Genomic DNA, 21,708 nt, shown 5'->3' with positions numbered 1-21,708 from the left:
TAACTGGTTTCTTCAATACACAAATATTATATATTAACAATATTTGGTGTTTTATGTCCTATTAAATTATCCTATAGAATTTTTTGAGATAGTCTATTAGTATGATGAATTTCCATAACTCTTACTTAGCTAAGCCTAATATGGGAATATCATCCTTGATTGAATTCCTTAAGATATAAGCATATTTGCTTGTATAGCTTTAAGGATTTTCTTCTCAAATATATCATGCTTTTTATGCTTCTAGAATCCAACTGGTAGTGCAAATATATACCATATTGCGAATAGAATGGCTAAGCCTATGAAATAAGCAATTGTATAGGGAAGACATAGGAAAATAATTGTTCCTATCCCCACCTTTGTATTGTTGTCTGATTTATACATATCTAAAAGACTAATAATAATAGGCAAGTAATAATCCGTTGGAGAAATACAATTGGTTACTGTATCTCCTATTCTATAGGCCAGTTGTACAAGCTCCGGTGCAATATTCATCTTATTAAATATGGGTATAGCTATAGGTGCTATAAAAAGCCATTTCACCGATGAGCTAGATATTGCTAAATTTAAAAGTGCAACGATAATCATAAAAGATATTAAAAGAATCAGAGGCGTCATATGGATTTTTAGTAAAAAATCTGAAACAACAATTCCCATCCACGAGCCTAAGTTACTGTCTACCAATACTTTTACAAAAACTGAGGCAGGTAAAGCAGTTACTATAAAAGTCTTTGCCCCAATGATTCCATTGGCAAGAACCTCGGGCACCATGTCTATCTTTTTTATACTTCCACAGGCCATGCCAAATACTAAGCCTGTAAATGTAAAATAGAAGAAAAGAATTCCTACAATATTATCCATAAAAAGCTCTATATTTAGTCCTGTGATCCCCTGGGATTTGTTATAATAATTAATAAATACTAAAAGTACTGTGAAATATAATATATTGGCATAAAGTAAATATTTTAAACCCCTTTTTTCTCCATTACTCAATCTATTATTATCAGTATATGATACATTAATATCATTTTCTGGAGCTAATAAAATTCTTTTTGTGTATTTTTCCGTAACAATTACAGTAAGGACAATAATTACAAAGGAACCAACAAACATAAAATACCAATTGCTAAATGGATTGATAATATGATCTGTGCCGAATCCACTAAGAACAGAGTTAGTGATTTCAGAAAGTATAACATCTGTTCCTGCTATGAACATATTTAAGGTGAATCCTCCATTAACTGATGCATAACCAACAATAATACCCACCCAAGGATTAAAGTTCAAGGATTGGAAAAGTGCTGCAAATAATGTTGGAATCACTATGACACCTACATCCGATGCGATATTACTATTTACTCCTATAAATGCTGCAAAAACAATCATAAACTTGATAGGGATTCTTGTGGATGCACCTCTTATAATAGCAGATATGGCTCCAGAACCCTGAAAAACACTTATCCCCATAAGAATCAATATAACAACTGACAATGGCTTAAAGTACATAAATACTTCATCTAGGTTGCCAATCAGACTCATAAAATATTTTGCATCCATTAAATTTGTTATTTGTGTATTTATAACATTAGAATTATCAATAAAATAAGTTTCCTTACCCGATAATATAAAAGACAACATAAAAGTTACTAGTGTCAATATGGTAAACAACCAGAAGGGATGGGGTATTTTATTGCCTACTGTTTCTAATTTTTTTGTCAGTTCTTTATAATCAATCTTAAAATTTTTCATTATACCCTCCTTTATAAAAATGTTTTAAATACCCTAGGTTTAATAATATTATTATTTTTATATTTTCAAAATTTAATGCCTTATATATATAGAATAATAACATAATATATAATATAATTAAATTGTTTAAATAAATTTGTAGGTGATAATATTGGGTGAAAAACAAAATACAAAAAGAATTAATATGATGCGGCAATTTATTGACACCGCTTTTCAAATGGCACAGGAAGAGGGATTCAATGCTATAACTGTGCGAAATTTGGCATCGAAAACAAACTACAATAGTTCAACAATCTATTATTATTTTTCTAATTTTGATACCCTATTGACCTTTGTAGCACTTAAATATCTAAGTCAATTTTTCAAAGAGCTTTGGCATATCAGACAAAACTATGTTAACAGTATCGATTTATTTCTTAAAACATTTGATACATTCATAAAATTTGTTATCAAGTATCCACAGCAATTTCAAGCATTAATATTAAATGATGCTATAGAACTTGATGAAGTTTTAAAGATTTATTATGAGATTTATCCTGATGGTCATATAAGAGAATACTCTACTTTTCCAATAATAAGAAAAAATGGTATTACATCCGTACCTACTTTGGAACTATGTATTTCCCACGGACATATAAAGGCCAAAAGCCGTGATAAAATCATAGAGCTTATGGATAGTATTTTTTATACTCTCATAAAAAAATCCTTAACAACAACTGATGTAAAGGAACTGTCCGACATTGAAAACAGATATAATGAATACCTTAGACTCTTTATTCAGTGCTATAAAACTCCTATAGGTATATTAAACTGTCCAGATATATAGGGTTTAAATTAAGGTTTTTACTGGAGTTCCTATAATTTAAAAACCCAATTATAAGGGGCTGAACTCAAGAAATGATCCTTTGAGCCAGCCCCTTTTTAGTTGATCAAAACAGAAGTAATTGTTATTATATTACATAAACATAGATACTCCTGGTCCAAGGTTTATACCTAACATATACCAAACAAATAGTAATGCTAATAATCCAATCATATAAGCTATACTATATGGTAAACAAAGAGATATAACTGTTCCTAATCCAACTTTTCTATCTGGGTCCGTATTGTACATTGCCAATAATCCCATGATAACTGGTACATAATAATCTATTGGAGAGATAATATTTGTACAGGTATCTGCAATTCTATAGGTAGCTTGAGTTAATGCAGGAGAAAATCCTAGTCTAGCAAACATTGGTACAAATACCGGTGATATTATCAACCATTTTGCTGAACCACTTGTAATGAATAGGTTCATAAGAGTACAAATTAGAACAAATCCAACTAATAAAGGATATCCTGAAATACTAAGGGAATTTAGTACTTCTCCACCTAAAACACCTATTATTGTAGAAATTTTACTTGCACTAAATAAACTAATAAAGATGGACGCTGGAAGGGCTATAACCATAAATCCTAATGCATTAGAAACCCCTTCCTTCATATACTTTGGTACATCATCCATAGATTTTATACTACCAGAGCCTTTTCCATAAGCCATTGCTAGAGTAAAGAAGAAAAAGAATAATATACTGACAATACTGCTTAGTAGAGGAGATTTCGGTAGTAATCCTCCATCAGCATTTCTAAACAATGCATTCTGCGGTAACGTTAAAGCTAATATAACTAATATAAAAGCAATCGCTGCAATACCCGCATATTTTAAACCTTTTTTCTCTTCTTCTGTAACCTTGTGTTCTTCTAATTGACTATCATCAAGGGTTATTTGTGTTCCCCCAAGCTTTTTAGCTGTATAATACTTTGTTACTAGAACCGTTGATCCTACTATTATTAGACATGATGCTGCCATGAAATAGTAGTTCATCATTGGATGAACCGGTGCATCAATTCCCAAGCCCGTTGTTACAGATTCAGTTATACCTGCTAAAAGAGCATCCGTTCCCGCAATAAAGACATTCGCACTAAAACCACCATTTGCAGCAACATAGCCTGATATAACCCCTATCCAAGGATTAATCCCTAGGGATTTAAAGACTGCTCCCGCTACGGCTGGAACAACAATTACACCTGCATCTGAGGCTAAGTTTGCATTAACCCCTACCAATGCAATAACCAGAATTAACATTGACGCTGGGGCTCCTAATATGGTCTTTCTGATTAGCGCTGACAGCATGCCTGTTTGTTCTAGCATACCTACACCAAGCATCATGATCATTACAAGGCCCAAAGGTGCAAAACCAGAATAAGTGCCAGTAAAATTAGTAAATAAACTTTGAATGTTTGCTTTACTTAATAGATTGTTAACTGCAACCGTTACTTGAGTTGGAGCTTCAGTAGCGATTTTAGAAGCTTTTAAGTATGTTACCTCAACACCTGCTTTAGACATAACAAAAGATAATACCATTATAATGATTGACAAAGAAACAAATAACCAGAACGGGTGTGGTAACTTATTACCTACTTTCTCTACACCATCAATAAATCTGTCAAAGCGTGATCTCTTTTTACTAACAGCTACTTTAGACATAAAATCCTCCTTTTTATTTATTATTTATTCTGAAGCTGCTGTATCAGTTTTACAAAAAGCTCCACCGATGGCAGCATAACAGACTCATCAAAATCAAATGAACTCTGGTGAAATCCAGCTGCAAAATCTGCTCCTAAACCTATATAAGTACCTATTCCTCCATTTGCTTGCACTCTTCTAATCATATCCGATGCATCATCTGTTCCCCCTACACTTCCAACGGGTTCAAATTCTTCAAACCAAGGTATTTCTTTGGCACAATTCATCACTAATTCTATAGCTTCATCATCGCTTTCAGCAGAAGGCGTACTACCCACATGATGTATATCACACTCTAATTGATAAAGGGAAGCCGCTCCTTTTATGATGGATAGCATTTTATCTTCACCATAATCGGCAACCGTGTCATTCTCACCCCTTACTTCAACCTCTAAATAGGCATTTGGAGCGATGGTATTTCTTGACACCCCTGCTTTTAAAACCCCTACATTTACACGCATCATGCCTTGACTATGGGGTGCAATGGCATGGATATTGAGGGAAGCTGCACTAGCAGCAAGCAAAGCATTTTTGCCCACATGGGGATCTCCACAAGGATGTGCAGCTTTTCCTATATATGTGATATTATATCTTCTAATATCTAGGAAATCCTTTACCCCACAGATAATACCCTTTGATTTTAATGGAAGACCGTCCAGTTTAGTTAATCCTACATGACCAGCAAAGAAATAGTCCACATCGTCTAATAAACCTTTTTCTACGATACCCCTGGCACCACCTCCGCCTTCCTCAGCCGGTTGAAAAATCAGTTTTATCTTACCTGTTAACGTATCCTTTATTGACATCAATACTTCTGCTACCCCAAGACCTATGGCAGTATGTCCATCATGTCCACAGGCATGACAATATCCTTCATTAACTGATCTAAATCCATTTACTTTAGGAAAATGTTTGCCTTCATCAGACTCGAAATTTGGCAATGCATCCATATCAAATCTAAATGCTATAGTAGGTCCTTCTTTTTTTGTATCTATAATACCTACAACCCCGGTTATACCATGCATTTGCTCAACAAGCTCCTTTTTAGCCCCTTGGCTAATAGCTCGTTGAATCTCTTTTTCAATATCTTCCTGTGATGGGTAACTAAATTGAAATCCCTTTTCAGCGATATCAAGTCCCATTTTTACTTCCATACCCAATTCTTGAAGTCTCTGTGCAACCTTACTAGATGTTCTAAATTCTGTCCATTTCACTTCAGCATATTTATGAAAATCCCTTCTGGACTCAATTAATTTTTGTTCTAGTTCTTTAGAATATAATGTCATTTGTTCTCCCTCCTTGTATCCTTAACTAATACTTTACTTCATTTTTAGTCAATTGTCAGTATTTTCGTTTTTTTCAACGAGTTGAAAAAGTATATTTTCTAAAACCTTTGATACTACTCATATATAGCGTGATTTATTTTTCTTTTCAAACACGTTTAGAATATGTTTTTCGACATTTTCTGTGGATTTTCGAAGTGTAATTTTGCAATTTTCATAAAAAAGCTATCCATTTAGTTAATTTTTAAACTAAATGGATAGCCATATAAATCCCAGATTAATAATTAATTTATACTGAATAAAAAACTTTTGGCACCATAAACTTACCCAAAAATTCTTCTGATATAAATCCTAAAGAGAATCCATTTCAGATACAAAATACATAAAAACTGTTATCAAAAGTTACACTTTATTTTACTCTGTTTCAGATATGCAATTTCTTACAAAAATGTTTGGGTTCCTAAACAATAAAAAAACTGAAATATAACCTAAGGGTTACACTTCAGTTTCAAATTTTATTTTAATCTCGTATTTATAGGGATTTAAATAAAAACTTTAATTAATATTCAGTATATTTAGAAATTTATCAAATCCAATATTCTCAAAAAACCCACTTACATATAAAGATGGTACTGTTTTTTTTGTAATGGCTTCAACGAGCTTTTTATTGAATGGTATCTTTAAAATAACTTCTAAATTCTCTTCATTGCAATAGTCTTCAATCCCCTTTAATTCATCCTCAGATATATCATATTTATTTATTACAATATACTCCTTCAGTCTGAATCGCTTTACCATTTCGTGTACCTTCCTTAGATCATGAAGGCCAGATAAAGTTGGCTCTATAACGATAATCACTTGATTTACTCCTGTTAAGGAAGATATTACATTACATGCTATTCCCGGCGAACCATCTATAATAATATTTTTCATGTTCTTTTCTTCAGCAATTTTTTTAGCTTTTTTTCTAACCTCCGCAACAAGTTTACCTGAGGTCTCTTCTCCGGGAATTAGTCTGGCATGCACCATATCCCCATATTGTGTATTAGATACAAATATTTTTCCCACAACGGAATCCTTCATATCTATTGCATTTACGGGACAGACATATTCACATACTCCACAGCCTTCACACTTAATAGTATCTACTATGATGTCTTCATCTATGGCATTAAACTTACATTTTTTATGACATTCCCCACAAGCAATACAGATATCCTTGTTGATTACTGCTCTTTGTAAGCCTACAAAATCTTTTTCTGCTTTTATATCATCACCAAATAGAATATTAAGGTCCGGAGCATCAACATCACAATCTGCAATGACCAAGTCCCTAAGAAAAGGTATCATTGAAGAAACCAAAGTCGTCTTTCCTGTACCACCTTTACCCGATATGACTACGATTTCATTTATATTCATATTCAAACTTTTCCTTTCCTAAAAAAGAATATATTATATGGAACGCACTTATAAATCCATATTTTGATTTTTTGAATAGCCAAAGCTTCAATGCTTTTCAAGGAATCAAAATATAAAAGATTTATTGCGATTTCTATACTTTATCTTCTTTAAAATAGCTTCAAATTTTTCTTTATATGATTGAAGCTCGTTACTTAAAATATTCCCGGAAGCATATAATTTAGCTATTTCTCTATCAAAGGGTATCTCCTGCAATATTTCTATGTTCTCCTCGTCACAATATCTATAAATTTCTTCATCTCCCAGTCCTACTTTATTAACTACCACCCCAAAGGGAATATTCATATTTCTTAGCATTTCAACCACCATCTTCATATCGCTTACACCGAATGGTGTGGGTTCAGATACTATTATTGCATAGTCTGCATCCGTGGCAGCAGCGACAGTTGAACATGATGTTCCAGGTGGAGCATCGATGATAACCATTTCTTCATCTTTAACTAATTCCTTTAGCTTTTCAATTATCTTTACTCCCGATACTTCCCCAACATCTAAATCTCCATATTTCATATTGACACCATATTCAGAAGCTCCAGAGTATATATTTCCTATTCCCCTACTTATATATTCTATTGCATTGGTAGGACATACTAGCTGGCAGCCTCCACAGTCATGGCACATTTCTTTAAATATCAATACTTTATTTCTCCCAGGTAATATGGCATTATATCTACAAAAGTCCCCACATTTCCCACATAATATACACTGTTCAGTCACCCTTGGATATTCCTTTGTAACTGAAATAGTGTCTTCTATATGGGGCTTCAAAAAAATATGACTATTTGGTTCTTCCACATCAGTATCTATCAATACAGCATTTTGCATATTTATAGCTAAATTTGTGGATATTGTAGTCTTCCCAGTTCCACCTTTTCCGCTTAAAACTACAATCTTCATATATTTATCTCCTCTTTAATTGTATTATGCTCTTCTCAATCCACCTTGTTCATTTTCCACATCAATCTTTAATTCCTTTAAATCTCCACTTTCATATTTTTTTATTGCTTCCTCTACAGTTTTACTTTCTCCTAAACTATACGCTTTTATTTCAAATGCCTTTAATGCGTCTTTAGCCTTAGGTCCCAATTCTGGAACAATTACGGCTTCAACTCCATGTTTATATAGACTTCTGACTGCTTGTCCACCAGCTCCATGGCCTTCATTCTTAGCACTATTTTCAATTGTTTCTACATCCTTTGTTTCCATATCCCATATTACAAATTTATCCGATCTCCCAAATCTTTCATCGACCAATGCCTTTAGTCCTTCGTTCTTTGAACAAACTGCTATTTTCATATTTTACTCCTCCTCTTTTACTTCCAATAATTACAGGGGCAAAATTTGCCCCTGTATTTTGCCGATTATTAATTTATCAATTGAAATATCTTTAGTTTTTAATGCCTAGATTTTTATTCATGATGATGATGTTCACAGGCAGAACCCTTTGAATGCAATTCTCCACCTAGATACTCATTAAGATTATCTTCGATCCTTCCTACGGCTCCAAGTATAACATCAATACCTTGATTTTTAAATAACCCAACTGCCATTTGTCCCATTCCACCGGTAATGATAGTTGTAGCCCCATGATCTCCTAAAAACTTAGGCAATACTCCTGGTTCATGCTTTGGAGCATCCAAATATTCCTTAGATGTAACCCCATTATCCTTAACAGTATATATTGCAAATTTCTTACAATGTCCAAAATGCTCCTCTACACTTTCTCCATCATTTGTAGGGAAAGCTATTTTTAATTCTTTAGATAAGCTGTTTTCCATGATTTTTCTCTCCTCCTATAGATATTCCAGTTAAACAGTTAATTTATACACATCAAAACTCCTTAGAAACATCTGATATTTTGAGATGTATAAATTAAGTTTAACTTTAGGAAATCTATACATTATATTTTACTTCGCAATATTATGAATCCTATAATATTGCAATGCAATTGCACATTCAATTCTCTTTTTTTGCATTTCACATGCTATTTTATAAGGAACCTTAAAATCTCCATTGAAATTATAATGGTTTGCTTGACATCCTCCACTACAAAAAAATCTTGCCCAACAATTTCTACATTCAGGCTTATTATATACATGTGCTTCCTTAAATAAAGAAGCTATTCCTTGATTTACTTCACCTTCAAATACATTTCCTAGATGAAAATCTTCATTTCCTACAAATTGATGACATGGATATATGTCTCCATCTGGAGTGACTGCAACATAATCAAAGCTAGCTCCACACCCAGAAATTCTTTTATAGATGCAGGGCCCCCCATTGATATCCATATTAAAATGGTAGAAGATTACATCATCGCTTTTAGATAATTCGCTGCATATTTTATCATATTGCTTGTATATTTCTTCTAAATGTTCTTCCTTAATTGCTAATTCATTGTCATCGGGTAGTACCACTGGTTCAATAGAAATTTCTTTGAAGCCTAGGTCAATAAAGTGTTTTATATCTTCATAAAAATCCAGATTATTAGCTGTAAAAGTTCCTCTTATATAATATTGCTTTTTAGATTTATGTCTTTTCTCAACCATTTTTTGAATGTTAGGAAGAATCCTATCATAGCTTCCACCATGACCTTTGGTAACTCTTATACTGTCATTTACTGTCTTTCTTCCATCAATACTCAAAACAATGTTAATCATATTGTTATCCAAATAATCCATGATTTCTTCATTAAGAAGTGTGGCATTGGTAGTTATTGTAAATCTAAACCTTTTATTATATTTATTCTCCATACTTCTAGCATATTTAACTGTCTTTTTTACAACGTCCATATTTAAAAGAGGTTCTCCACCGAAAAAATCGACCTCTACATTCTTCCTATTCCCTGATTTCTCTATTAGAAAATCTATACTTTTTTTAGCTACCTCTATGGGCATTAGCTTTTTCTGCTGATCGTAGCCCTCACCATCTGCAAAGCAGTATTTGCAAATCAAATTACAATCATGGGCAATATTTAAACAAATGGATTTTATATAATTAGGTGAGTTTTCATAGTTTTCAATAATATTTGGATTAATATCTTTAGAATAAAGTTGTCCTTTTTCCTTAAGTTCCTTTAATTCCCCATAACATTCATCTATAGTATCTTTATTTATTTTCGTTTCAAATTTATTTATATAATACTCTTTATTCTTAAAGTTTTCTTCATCAATCATATCATAAACAATTTTATCTAGAACATGAATCGCCCCAGAGTTTACATCTAGTACAAAATAGTCGTCCTTATATTTAAATTTATGTATATTTGACATAATAGCAAATACCCCTTCCAAAATTTCTTTTTAAAATTATGGTGAATAAATCTCAAGATACTATATTTTGGGTATATGACCTTTTCGATTATCATTATACTCCATTTTTGGCATATGTCAATAACTATTATCCTAGATTATCCATGAAATGTTTAAAAATATGTATAAATCAAGATTTACCCTAAGCCCTCTATAAATGTTTTATAAACAAAAAACCTAGCAAAGTTTTAGATTTTCCATCAATATTATAGGATCATATAAAAATATACCATTCAAAGAATTTTAAGAAAAATAATCCATACTAAATAGCTTTAAGAGAAATTACCAAAAAAGAAGGTATTTGCAAATCCATGTCGAACTTTGTTATTAAAACAATGATAATATTTAATCCACATATAAAACATACTTTATAGAGATTCAATAAGAGTTAATATAGAGAGTCTAGGAAGGTGGTTAGATGAAATCTGTTTATAATCATATGGATAAAATTAATGACCAGCAATACTATTCTATTATTAACAATATAGCTGAGCTAATTTGTAGATTCCTTCCAGATACAACCTTAACCTTTGTAAATAAAGCTTATTCTAATTACTTCAAGAAAAAACCAGAAGTTCTAATTGGTTCTAAATTTATAAATCTACTCCCCAAAAAACGCCATAAGTATATTATAAGTAAACTACAATCTATAAATATAGATAATCCTAGCATTACATATGAAAATCAAGTATTGGATTCTAAAGGAAAAACGGCTTGGCAGAAATGGACTATTCAAGGCCTATTTAATGAAAATGATAATATTGTTGAATTTCAAGCTATATGTATAGATATTACTTACCTAAAAAAAGCTGAAGAGTATCTCAAAAGAAGCTATAATAAAATAGAACAAAGAATAAGACAAAGAACTGAAGAACTTGAAAAAAGCAATGCAAGGCTAGAAAAAGAAATCAATGAAAGAATTATCATAGAAAATGAACTGCGACAAAGTGAAGAACGATATCGTAAATTAGTAGAACTTTTACCTAATGGTATTGTTGTACATGTCAAGGGAATAATCATATTTTCTAATACTGCCTTTGCAAAGCTGGTGGGAGAAGATAATAGCGAAAATCTAATCGGTAGAAACCTATTAGATTTTATTCATCCTAAGTATCATAAAATGGCTAAAGATCATGTAAAATATGTAAATATGGGTAGCACTGTGAAATTTATAGAAGAACAGTTAATTAGAGTGAATGGAAAGGTCATAGATATTGAAGCAGCAGGAGCTGCTATTTCTCATAATAGTAATTCAGAAATATTGGTGATAGTTCAAGATATATCCGATCGCAAAAAAGCGGAAAAAAAAATAAAATATTTGGCCTATCATGATGCATTAACCGGTTTACCTAATAGATATTTTCTGAATAATTATCTAGTGCAATTATTAAATAATAAGGATAATAGAAATCAAAAAATTGCCATTATGTTTATTGATTTAGATAGATTTAAAATAATTAATGACACATTAGGTCATTCCTTTGGAGATATTGTTTTGCAGCTTGTAGCAAAGAGATTGACTAAATGTGTACGTAAAGGTGATAATGTTTGTCGTCAAGGTGGTGACGAATTTATTATTTTGCTAGAAGATGTAAATCAAAAGAAAATATCAAAAATTGCACAAAGAATAATTGATGAATTTACTTATCCTTTCACGGTTAACGGACATGAGATTTTTACATCCCCTAGCATTGGAATCAGTCTATATCCCACGGATGGATATGATGTAGAATCACTGATCAAATGTGCAGATATGGCCATGTACTCTGCTAAAGAAAGTGGTAAAAATAGTTTTAAGTTTTATAATACAAAGCTAAGTGAAAAAATATCTCGAAAAATGGATTTAGAAAATGGGCTAAGAAGAGCCTTGGATAATGATGAATTTATACTCTATTATCAGCCTCAATTTGACTTGAATACACATGAAATCTTAGGTATGGAAGCATTGATTCGCTGGAATCATCCACAATTTGGATTAATTCCTCCCAACGAATTTATTCCATTAGCTGAAGAAATTGGGCTTATAATAGATATAGGTAAATGGGTTTTAAAAACTGCGTGCAGACAAAACAAAATCTGGCATGAAGCTGGCTTTCCTTCAATACATATAGCAGTTAATATTTCAGCTCTACAGTTTCAGCACAATAACTTCATAGAAACTATAGAAAAAGTTTTAAAAGATACAAAGATTGATTCAAAATATCTGGAATTAGAAATTACGGAAAGTATTATGCAAAATATAGAAGAACTAACTGTTGTGTTAAATACCCTAAAAACAATTGGGGTTCAGCTGTCAATCGATGATTTTGGTACTGGGTATTCATCCCTAAGTATCCTACAACATTTGCCCATAGATACCCTTAAAATTGATCAATCCTTTATAAATGGTATTATGATTGATATGAATACAGCAGCAATTGTTAATACTATCATTGATATTGGAAAAAATTTAAAACTTAATGTGATTGCCGAAGGTATAGAAACTCCAGAACAAGAGCTTTATTTGAAGGAAAATAGTGTTTTTATTGGTCAGGGCTATTTGTTATGTAAGCCTTTACCGGCTGAAGAAATTGAGAAAATATTAATAAAATCATATAAAAAGCAGAAAAACATCTAATCCTTTTATCAAGCATCAAAAAAATCATATATATATAAATTATCTTTTCAATATAAGCCCCTCACAACATTTAGCTTTGTATGTGAAGGGCTTAATATATGGGGAAGTTCATAACTCTTACTTTTTACTTAACCCCTTGATCATCTACATAAATTTAGCAATATAAGCTGCCAAATCTATAATTCTATTTGAATAACCCCATTCATTATCATACCATGAGATTACCTTAATGGTTTTTTCTCCTATTTGCATCGTAGATAAAGCATCTACTATTGAAGATCTTGAATCCTTTTTAAAGTCTATGGAAACTAATGGTTCTTCACAATACCCTAATATTTCCCTTAAGTAAGTTTCAGACACTTCTTTTAACTTTGAGTTTACAGCTTCTACGGTTACATTCGTATTTAAATTTGCTACCAAATCTACAACGGATACCACTGGGGTAGGTACTCTCATTGCCATACCATTTAGTTTTCCTTCCATATTCGGAATAACCTTTGCAATAGCCTTTGCTGCTCCAGTTGTAGTTGGTATAATGGATTGTGCCGCTGCCCTTGATCTTCTTTTATCCCTATGGGGTAAATCCAATAACCTTTGATCCGAGGTATATGCATGAACGGTTGTTATTAATCCATTCTCTATTCCAAACTCATCATTTAATATTTTTATAACAGGGGCTAAGCAATTTGTTGTACATGAAGCATTAGATATAACATGATGCTTTCCATGATCATATTCATATTCATTTACTCCCATAACTATGGTTTTATCCTCATTTATCCCAGGTGCAGAAATAATTACTTTTTTAGCACCAGCTTGAATATGCTTTAAAGCCATTTCTCGATCTTTAAAAATTCCTGTTGACTCAATAACTATATCAACCCCCATTTCTTTCCACGGTATTTCAGCAGGGTCTCTAAAGGAAGTAAATCTAATTCTTTTTTCTCCAATAGTGATTGAATCCTTATCCGATTGTACTTTTTCTCCAAAAACTCCATATAAAGAATCGTATTTGAAAATATGGGCATGTTTTTCTGGCCCACTAGTACTATTAATAGCTACTATTTCTATTTCCCTATTACCTTCAAACCACGCCTTCAGTACATTCTTACCAATTCTTCCGAATCCATTAATTCCTACTTTTATGGTCATATTATACCTCCTGTGCTATATTTAGTATGACGTATTTATGTATTTATGTTATTCCGTTTAGTATAATAACATATTTATTACACTCTTTACAATGTTTTTTTGAAATTTATGTTATATTAATTAATTTGATATCTCATCATAGAATTGCAAAACATATGATTAATGTTGTTGATTTAATATATTTAGGATAATTATAGAAATATTTAATTATATTCACAGAATATTTCCTAAATTTTATTCCTATTTCTGTATGAAAAAACCACAGCCCCTATGATTACCAAAGGTGCTGTGGCTTAATCTTTAAGCTATAAAATTCTTTCCAATGCTTGTGACGTGTAGCTGGGCAATGATGCCAAAAGAAACCATTTTGAATCTCTATGTTTAGAATGTTGTGGCATACATTCAGATACACAATTGTTGTAATAATAGCCTATCTTTACTATATTTTCTATTTTTCCCTTTATTCTGTGTCAGTTTAATTATATAATTAAACTGATACAAAAAAAATTATATAAGGGGGTACTTTTGATGAATTTTTTTAACAAAAAAAGTGGACTAGTTGTTTTGATGCTTGTACTGGTTATAGGTCTATTGATAAACCCAGTATCAGCTAATGCAGAGGAATCAAACAAGGCTACAATAACCATCCTGGGAACCACTGATGTACATGGTAGAATTTATCCTCATGATTATGCTACTGATAGTGAAGATTCCGATGCAGGCTTTGCAAAAATACAAACCCTAATAAAGCAAGAAAAAGCTAAAAATCCAAAGGCAATTCTTATCGACTGTGGTGATACGGTTCAGGATAATAGTGCAGAGCTTTTCAATGACCTGCCAATCCATCCAATGGTAGAATCCATGAATGCTATGGAATATGATGTGTGGACATTAGGTAATCATGAATTCAATTTTGAAAAATCATTTCTTGATCGAAACATTGAGGCCTTCAAAAACTCAGTATTAGCAGCAAATATTTATAAAGAAGATGGTACTAGATTTGTAAAGCCATATACTATAATAGAAAAGGATGGCATACGTGTAGCTATCGTTGGCTTAATCCCTCCCCATGTGCCTACTTGGGAGGCCAGTGCCCCAGAACACTTTGCAGGGCTAAGCTTCACAGATCCACTCAAGGAAGCCCAGAAGGTTATAAAGGAGCTAGAAGGCAAATATGATGTTCTAATTGGAGCTTTCCACTTAGGCAAGGATGGCCAATATGGATCTACTGGTGCAAAGGATATCGCCCAGACATGTCCTGAATTTGATGCTCTTTTCATAGGTCATGCCCATGCTAAGGTAAATGAAGAAGTTAATGGTGTAAAGATCATAGAGCCTGGCAAATATGGATGGGCTTTAGCAAAGGCTGAAATACAACTTTCTAAAAATGGAGATAAATGGGAAGTTGAAAGTGTGGATACTGAGAATATAGAAACCAAGGAAATAGAAGCAAATCAAGAAATATTAGATAAGTTTGAATATGTACATAAAGAATCTGTTACCAATGCAAATCAGATTGTTGGCAAGATAACAAAGGACTTTATTGAAAGACCGGATTACATAACAGGAAGTTCTGATATTACCACTATGCCGACTGCACAAATAGAAGATACTGCTGTAATTGATTTGATAAATGAGGTTCAAATGTTTTATGCAAAATCTGAAATAAGCTCTGCTGCACTTTTCAACTTTGGTTCTAATTTACCCCAAGGTGAATTTAAGAATAAGGATGTTGCATTTATCTACAAATATGCAAATACCTTAGTTGGAGTCAACATAACAGGTGAGAATCTTAAAAAATATATGGAATGGTCAGCAAGCTACTACAATACATATAAGGATGGAGATGTAACAGTAAGCTTCAATCCAGAAATCCGTGGTTATAATTATGACATGTTCTCTGGCATGACCTATGATATAAACATATCTAAGGAAGCAGGCAATCGTGTTGAGAATATTTTAATTGCAGGTAAGCCCCTTGACGAAGCTAAAATCTATAAATTAGCTGTAAATAACTACAGATATGGAACACTTGCTAAAAATGGATGGGTAAACGATGCAGATAAGTATTATGACTCATATGAAAAATTACAGGATGCAGGTCGAATCAGGGATTTAATAATAAAATATGCTAAGGAAGAACAAAAAGGAGAAATATCCCCTAAGGTAGATAATAACTGGAAAATAACTGGAACCAATTTTGACAAAGAAAAACAAGAGATTGTATTTGAAAAAGTCAGAAATGGCGAGATTAAAATTCCTACTTCTGAGGATGGAAGAACTTTAAATGTAATAGCATTAAATTATAACCAGCTATTGGATGAAGGTAGATTAGCAGCTCCTACCAAGCCAACCCCAGAAGCCGTACCTGGTGAAGCAGTTACTGATATGATTACCCCGGAAAAAGCTCCTGTACAGCAAACTACAACATATATTGTTAAAGCCGGAGATGTACTTTGGAAAATAGCTAGAAAATTCAATACCACTTTGAACAAACTGGCTGAACTAAATAATCTAAAAAATGTTAACTTAATTTTCCCAAATCAAAAATTGATAGTTCCTTCAAATTAATATAATCCACATTTTTAAAAGCAGATAGGGGAAATGTACCCTATCTGCTTCAAGCTGTTGACAAATCCGAATTTCTTCGTTGTTGCTTCAACCCAGAACCCTTACGTATGTCTGTATACGCTACGGCCTCTGGGTTTCAGCACGCCTCGAACTTCAAATTTCTCAACTGCCTGACATCTTGTTGACTTTGTCAACAATCTGAGGCAGATAGGGGAAATGTAGCCTATCTGCTTATATTTTTTGAAACCATTTTTTCTTTTTTTAGCAATGCTACTGCCATGGCTGCTGTTATTGGCACAGTCAATATTATTCCTATACTCCCTGCCAATCCCTGTATAACCTCAGTTCCAATTGATGGTATATTCATAAATTGTTTATGCTTCATTTGAAAACCCCATATCAACATTATGGTATTTAATGAGCTTCCTACAAAGGCAAGAATCAATGTATTGGACATCGTTCCCATTATATCCTTCCCTATATTCATAGCAGATTTAAAGAGTTCTCCTTTACTGCGTTTTGGATCGGTTTTATAAAGCTCAAAGGTTGCGGATGAGATAGACATGGCAACATCCATAATTGCACCTAATGAGGCAATTAATATGGCTGTAAACATCAATCCCCTAATCTGAATCCTATAATCCTTTGCCACATATAATAATTGCTGTCCCTTCTCCATAGTAATACCTGATAAATGTACCACTTCTCCTGCCGTATAGGAAATCAAACCAGCTATTGTCACTCCTGCTATAGTTCCAAGGATTGCTGCTAGGGATTTATAGCTAAGTCCTCCTATCAATATAAATGTAACAATGGTTGTAATTGATGTGGTCAATATAGCCACCCAAATAGGATTTTTACCCTGAAAGATTAAGGGAAGCATTACAAACACTATCATTATTCCCGTAAATATCAGTGAAATAATAGAATTGATACCCTTAATGCCACCAAATATTATTATAAGTAGGAAAAATGCTGCCAACAATATGTATAACGTTTTATCTCTTTTATAATTATATACCCATGGAATAACTTCTCCATTTTTCTCCCTTACACAGGTAATTAAAATCATACCTTCTTTAGCTAAGACATTATGAGAACTGCTAAGGGGATTAACTATCTCAAATATTTTATCCTCATATTTACCTGAAAGAATCTTAACTTTGATCCTTTGGGTCCCCATATACCTTCCTGCCAAAACAGGGTCCTCCTCCAGCTCTTCATCCATAATTTTTAATACCTCTGCTTCTTCAAAATCCTGCTCAAAATAATTTGGCTGAGTAATACTCATCTTTAGCATTGGAGAAAAATAAATTATAATTACACACATAATCATAAAAATAATAAGCTTATAATACCTCTTCATTTTATCTCCTTCCATTTCTATACTTTTTTAGCTATATACAGTATACCATTTCAACTCATTTTTTCAAATTTAAGCCAGATTGTTCAAAAAGCTTCTTAAGGCAACGCACGGTATACTCTATGGCTTCATATTATGATAATACATAGTTTTAAAAGGAGCTGATATTGTGTACTATTATCCACTATTTTTTAGGAATCAAATGAAGTGCAATAAAAAATATATATTGGATTTTAAAAGGGGCGACGTAAACGGAGATAAGATCATAGATAATGTATATCTGATGGGAGAAAAACCATCTGGAATTGGGAGTCCCTTTGTGGATAATATAACTCTAATAATTCAGGATGGGAAAACAAAAGATTTTACTAGAATTCCCTTGAAGGCGAATGCAGGCTATACTCCAACAATTTTTTTAGGTGATTTTACCAATGACAAAGTAGATGATATTTTAGTGAGCATTGATTCTGGAGGAAGTGGTGGCTTAGCATTCTATTATATTTATTCCTTTTTAGATAACGAACCACAAAAAATCTTTGATTTTGAAAAGTTTAACAAAAAATATAAATATGATGTCATATATAAAGATTGTTATCAAGTTGAAGTCACATCGAAGGACAGCTCAAAAAAATATACTATTGACATTAAATATAAAGGGGAAGAATATTTATCAGAAATATATGATGAAAGGGGAAAGCTTAAACAGCCTATAGAAGGTTGGGTAAATCCTTTGGGTGGTTTATATCCCATAGATTTTCAAAGGGATGGAGTCTATGAATTATATGCACTTCAAAGAATAGCTGGAAGATATAATGCCGATGGCTTAGGCTATATTCAAACATCTTTGGAGTGGAATGGTAAAGAATTTATACCCTTCTTTCAAACCCTTGGTATATTTGGATAAGAAAAGGTTTTTAAGGGATTGTCTTTTTATATAACCCTTAAAAACCTTTTTTAAATACTACTCTTCAAATGCCTCGCTTACTTTCCATTCCTTCCACATATTACCTACTAGATGTGGCCCTGGCTTAAGTGTTCTTTTGCCTGGCTTCCAGCCGGAAGGTGTAGCCTCAGTGCCTTTAGATTCTCTTACAAGCTGGTATGCTTTAATTTGTCTAATTGCTTCACTTACATTTCTTCCAACTGGAGGTGTTAGCACTTCAAATGCTTGAATATTGCCATCGGGATCAATAAGGAATCTACCTCTAGTTTCTACACCGGCATCTTCATCATAAATTCCATACATTCTACCGATATTTCCATTCTGATCCGATACCATAGGGAATGGCATATCCTTTCCTATCATTTTAGATAACTCATTATCATTCCACATCTTATGTACAAAAACACTATCCACACTAACTGACAGAACCTCTACTCCTAAATCCTGTAATTCCTTATATTTTTCAGCAACTGCTGAAACCTCAGTAGCTCAGACAAAAGTAAAATCTCCAGGGTAGAAGCATAATAAAACCCACTTTCCCTTATATTCCGATAGCTTCACATTCATAAATTTCCCCTGACTATAAGCAGGTGCCATAAAATCTGGTGCCGGTTTTCCTACTTTCAACATATCTACTTTCTCCTCCTTCTCAACTAAATCATAGTTTTTCTCAGTTTCGTCGACGCTTTCATTTTTAATTTCTGGTCTTTGACAACCTATTTTGAATTCCTCTGGCATGTTTCCACCTCCACATATTATAAATTTTATCTATAGTAGCTTCCAAAGTATTGAATTTCCCTATAGTAAAATTACCCATTAAATCGCTATTTAAACAAATTATATGTTTTTTTTCAAAATATAAATTAATAAAAGCCTATACCCAAGCTATTTCAGTCATAGGATTGAATAGCTTGGGTATAGACCTTTTAATTAGTTGACAATATAATCATATAGGGATTTTAGTATAAACTTTAACTTATACTATGAAAACCCTATATAATTGCTTTAATTATTATAATATAAACTATCTGATGAATACTCAGCATCACAGGTAACATCGATACCGAGTTTTCTAAGGGTTTGTTCATCATTGGTTCCTAATATGGTTGTAGAATGAGCTTGACAACCTCTAAGAATAGATAGTTTTTCCATAGCTACTTGAGCCATTGGATTAGTTGCTGCACTGATGCTCAGTGCAATTAATATTTCTTCACAATTTAAAGATGTAATCTTGCTTCCAAAGGTCTTTGATTTAAGACTAATTATGGGCTCAAGAATCACTGGAGAGATCAAGTGAATGCCCTTCGCAATATTAGCAAGGTGCTTAATAACATTCAAAATAACTGCTGCAGCTGCATCCATAGTACTAGAACTTTTCCCAGTTATGATTGTTCCATCATCAAGCTCTATAGCCACTATAGGACATGGTTCATTTTTGCATAGCTTCTCTTTTAGCCTAGCACCCCTTTCTCTAGCCGGTGTAACTACCCTACGGTCTTCAGCCTTGAGGTTAAGCTCCTCCATAATCAATCTTGCCCTATGGAAAGTATCTAGATCAACATATCCCTTTTTATATTCACATCCGGTTTTAAAATATCTTCTAATAATTTCTTGTTTTGAAGCCTCTTTTACAATATCATCATCGATAATACCAAATCCAACACGATTAACACCCATGTCTGTAGGTGACTTATAAACGGATTCTTCCCCTGTTATCTTTTCAATAATCCTCTTAAGCACAGGGAAGGTTTCAATATCACGATTATAGTTTATAGTTATCTCATTATAGGCATCAAAATGGAAGGAATCAATCATATTTACATCCTTCAAGTCAACTGTCGCCGACTCATATGCTATGTTTAGGGGATGCTTAAGGGGTACATTCCAAACAGGGAAGGTTTCAAATTTTGAATATCCTACTTCTCTCCCAAGCTTATGCTCGTGATATAACTGACTGAGGCAAGTAGCAAGCTTACCACTACCTGGCCCAGGAGCTGTTACAACTACAATAGGCTTTGTAGTATCAATGTAGGGGTTCTTACCATAACCCTCATCACTAACAATAGTGTCTACATCTGTGGGATATCCCTTTGTTGCTCGATGGGTATATACCTTGATTCCTCTTCGCTCTAGCTTATTCATAAATACTGTAGCTGCAGGCTGATTGTCATATCTAGTAATAACAACACTATTAACATCTAGTTCATAGGATCTAAGATCATCAATCAATCTTAATACATCCATATCATAGGTTATACCAAAATCTCCACGTATCTTATTCCTTTCAATATCCCCTGCATAAACACAGATGATAACTTCTACCTTTTCTTTAAGCCTATGAAGCAGCTTAATCTTAGCATTTTCATCAAACCCCGGTAATACTCTTTTAGCATGTAAATCAAATAAAAGTTTTCCACCAAACTCTAAATAAAGCTTGTCATAATCGTTCACTCTTTCAAGTATGAACTTTGATTGTTCTTCTAAGTATTTTTTGTGATCAAATCCTATTTTCATAATCAACCTCACTATATTTAATCCAGACTATCCACAGGATGTTTAAAGAATCATAGTTTTAAATCCTCCATGGATAATCTGGATTTTATTATTCTCTGACTATTTTACCACCAAATGACCTTAATTGTAATGGCACTTTGAATATTTTTTTATTTTTTTT

The 21,708-nt window shown here is 32.8% G+C and carries 16 protein-coding genes; 4 read left to right on the top strand and 12 right to left on the bottom strand.

Annotation, left to right across the window (positions count from 1 at the left end; translation table 11 throughout):
* Positions 1-240: 240 nt before the first annotated feature.
* Positions 241-1,746 carry an AbgT family transporter gene (locus N4A68_02650; protein ID MCT4563217.1) on the bottom strand — a complete coding sequence of 502 codons (1,506 nt, stop codon included), beginning with the start codon at positions 1,744-1,746 and terminating at the stop codon, positions 241-243.
* A gap of 151 nt (positions 1,747-1,897) precedes the next feature.
* On the opposite strand from N4A68_02650, the gene N4A68_02645 reads away from it, so the two are divergent.
* Positions 1,898-2,572 carry a TetR/AcrR family transcriptional regulator gene (locus tag N4A68_02645; GenBank protein ID MCT4563216.1) on the top strand — a complete coding sequence of 225 codons (675 nt, stop codon included), beginning with the start codon at positions 1,898-1,900 and terminating at the stop codon, positions 2,570-2,572.
* A 129-nt stretch (positions 2,573-2,701) separates the two neighbouring features.
* Here N4A68_02645 and N4A68_02640 read toward each other — a convergent pair whose 3' ends face one another.
* From N4A68_02640 to scfB, 7 genes are all read right to left on the bottom strand, one after another.
* Positions 2,702-4,276 carry an AbgT family transporter gene (locus N4A68_02640; GenBank protein MCT4563215.1) on the bottom strand — a complete coding sequence of 525 codons (1,575 nt, stop codon included), beginning with the start codon at positions 4,274-4,276 and terminating at the stop codon, positions 2,702-2,704.
* Positions 4,277-4,296: 20 nt separating this feature from the next.
* Positions 4,297-5,601, bottom strand: coding sequence for an amidohydrolase (locus N4A68_02635; GenBank protein ID MCT4563214.1), 1,305 nt, complete (start codon positions 5,599-5,601; stop codon positions 4,297-4,299).
* Positions 5,602-6,153: 552 nt separating this feature from the next.
* Positions 6,154-7,017 (bottom strand): ATP-binding protein, encoded by an 864-nt coding sequence (locus N4A68_02630; GenBank protein MCT4563213.1) that lies wholly within the window; start codon positions 7,015-7,017, stop codon positions 6,154-6,156.
* A 105-nt stretch (positions 7,018-7,122) separates the two neighbouring features.
* Positions 7,123-7,974 carry an ATP-binding protein gene (locus tag N4A68_02625; GenBank protein ID MCT4563212.1) on the bottom strand — a complete coding sequence of 284 codons (852 nt, stop codon included), beginning with the start codon at positions 7,972-7,974 and terminating at the stop codon, positions 7,123-7,125.
* A 24-nt stretch (positions 7,975-7,998) separates the two neighbouring features.
* Complete coding sequence (locus N4A68_02620; protein MCT4563211.1) at positions 7,999-8,373, bottom strand: NifB/NifX family molybdenum-iron cluster-binding protein; 375 nt, start codon at positions 8,371-8,373, stop codon at positions 7,999-8,001.
* 113 nt (positions 8,374-8,486) lie between these two features.
* Positions 8,487-8,855 carry a NifB/NifX family molybdenum-iron cluster-binding protein gene (locus tag N4A68_02615; protein MCT4563210.1) on the bottom strand — a complete coding sequence of 123 codons (369 nt, stop codon included), beginning with the start codon at positions 8,853-8,855 and terminating at the stop codon, positions 8,487-8,489.
* A 129-nt stretch (positions 8,856-8,984) separates the two neighbouring features.
* Complete coding sequence (gene scfB, locus N4A68_02610) at positions 8,985-10,349, bottom strand: thioether cross-link-forming SCIFF peptide maturase (protein ID MCT4563209.1); 1,365 nt, start codon at positions 10,347-10,349, stop codon at positions 8,985-8,987.
* 457 nt (positions 10,350-10,806) lie between these two features.
* On the opposite strand from scfB, the gene N4A68_02605 reads away from it, so the two are divergent.
* Entirely contained in the window at positions 10,807-13,005 is a 2,199-nt protein-coding gene (locus N4A68_02605; protein MCT4563208.1) for an EAL domain-containing protein, read from the top strand.
* Positions 13,006-13,149: 144 nt separating this feature from the next.
* Here N4A68_02605 and gap read toward each other — a convergent pair whose 3' ends face one another.
* Positions 13,150-14,157, bottom strand: a complete 1,008-nt coding sequence (gene gap, locus N4A68_02600) for a type I glyceraldehyde-3-phosphate dehydrogenase (protein ID MCT4563207.1) — start codon at positions 14,155-14,157, stop codon at positions 13,150-13,152.
* A gap of 528 nt (positions 14,158-14,685) precedes the next feature.
* Between gap and N4A68_02595 the strand changes: the two genes are divergently transcribed.
* Positions 14,686-16,728: a 5'-nucleotidase C-terminal domain-containing protein gene (locus N4A68_02595; protein ID MCT4563206.1), complete on the top strand. Its 2,043-nt coding sequence runs from the start codon at positions 14,686-14,688 to the stop codon at positions 16,726-16,728.
* A 223-nt stretch (positions 16,729-16,951) separates the two neighbouring features.
* Here N4A68_02595 and N4A68_02590 read toward each other — a convergent pair whose 3' ends face one another.
* Positions 16,952-18,094, bottom strand: a complete 1,143-nt coding sequence (locus tag N4A68_02590) for a YibE/F family protein (protein MCT4563205.1) — start codon at positions 18,092-18,094, stop codon at positions 16,952-16,954.
* A 166-nt stretch (positions 18,095-18,260) separates the two neighbouring features.
* Between N4A68_02590 and N4A68_02585 the strand changes: the two genes are divergently transcribed.
* The gene (locus N4A68_02585) at positions 18,261-18,995 is read left to right on the top strand and encodes a VCBS repeat-containing protein (protein ID MCT4563204.1); all 735 of its coding nucleotides are present in this window, start codon (positions 18,261-18,263) and stop codon (positions 18,993-18,995) included.
* 57 nt (positions 18,996-19,052) lie between these two features.
* Here N4A68_02585 and prxU read toward each other — a convergent pair whose 3' ends face one another.
* Both prxU and N4A68_02575 read right to left on the bottom strand, forming a co-directional pair.
* Entirely contained in the window at positions 19,053-19,772 is a 720-nt protein-coding gene (gene prxU, locus N4A68_02580; protein MCT4563203.1) for a thioredoxin-dependent peroxiredoxin, read from the bottom strand.
* Between the two features lie 267 nt (positions 19,773-20,039).
* Positions 20,040-21,548 (bottom strand): DUF1846 domain-containing protein, encoded by a 1,509-nt coding sequence (locus N4A68_02575; GenBank protein MCT4563202.1) that lies wholly within the window; start codon positions 21,546-21,548, stop codon positions 20,040-20,042.
* Positions 21,549-21,708 lie beyond the last annotated feature (160 nt).

The sequence above is a fragment of the Maledivibacter sp. genome, assembly GCA_025210375.1.
Classification (GTDB): Bacteria; Bacillota; Clostridia; order Peptostreptococcales; family Caminicellaceae; genus JAOASB01.
The sequence above is the reverse complement of the archived record's forward strand: the minus strand, read 5'-3'. Positions and strand labels throughout refer to the sequence as shown.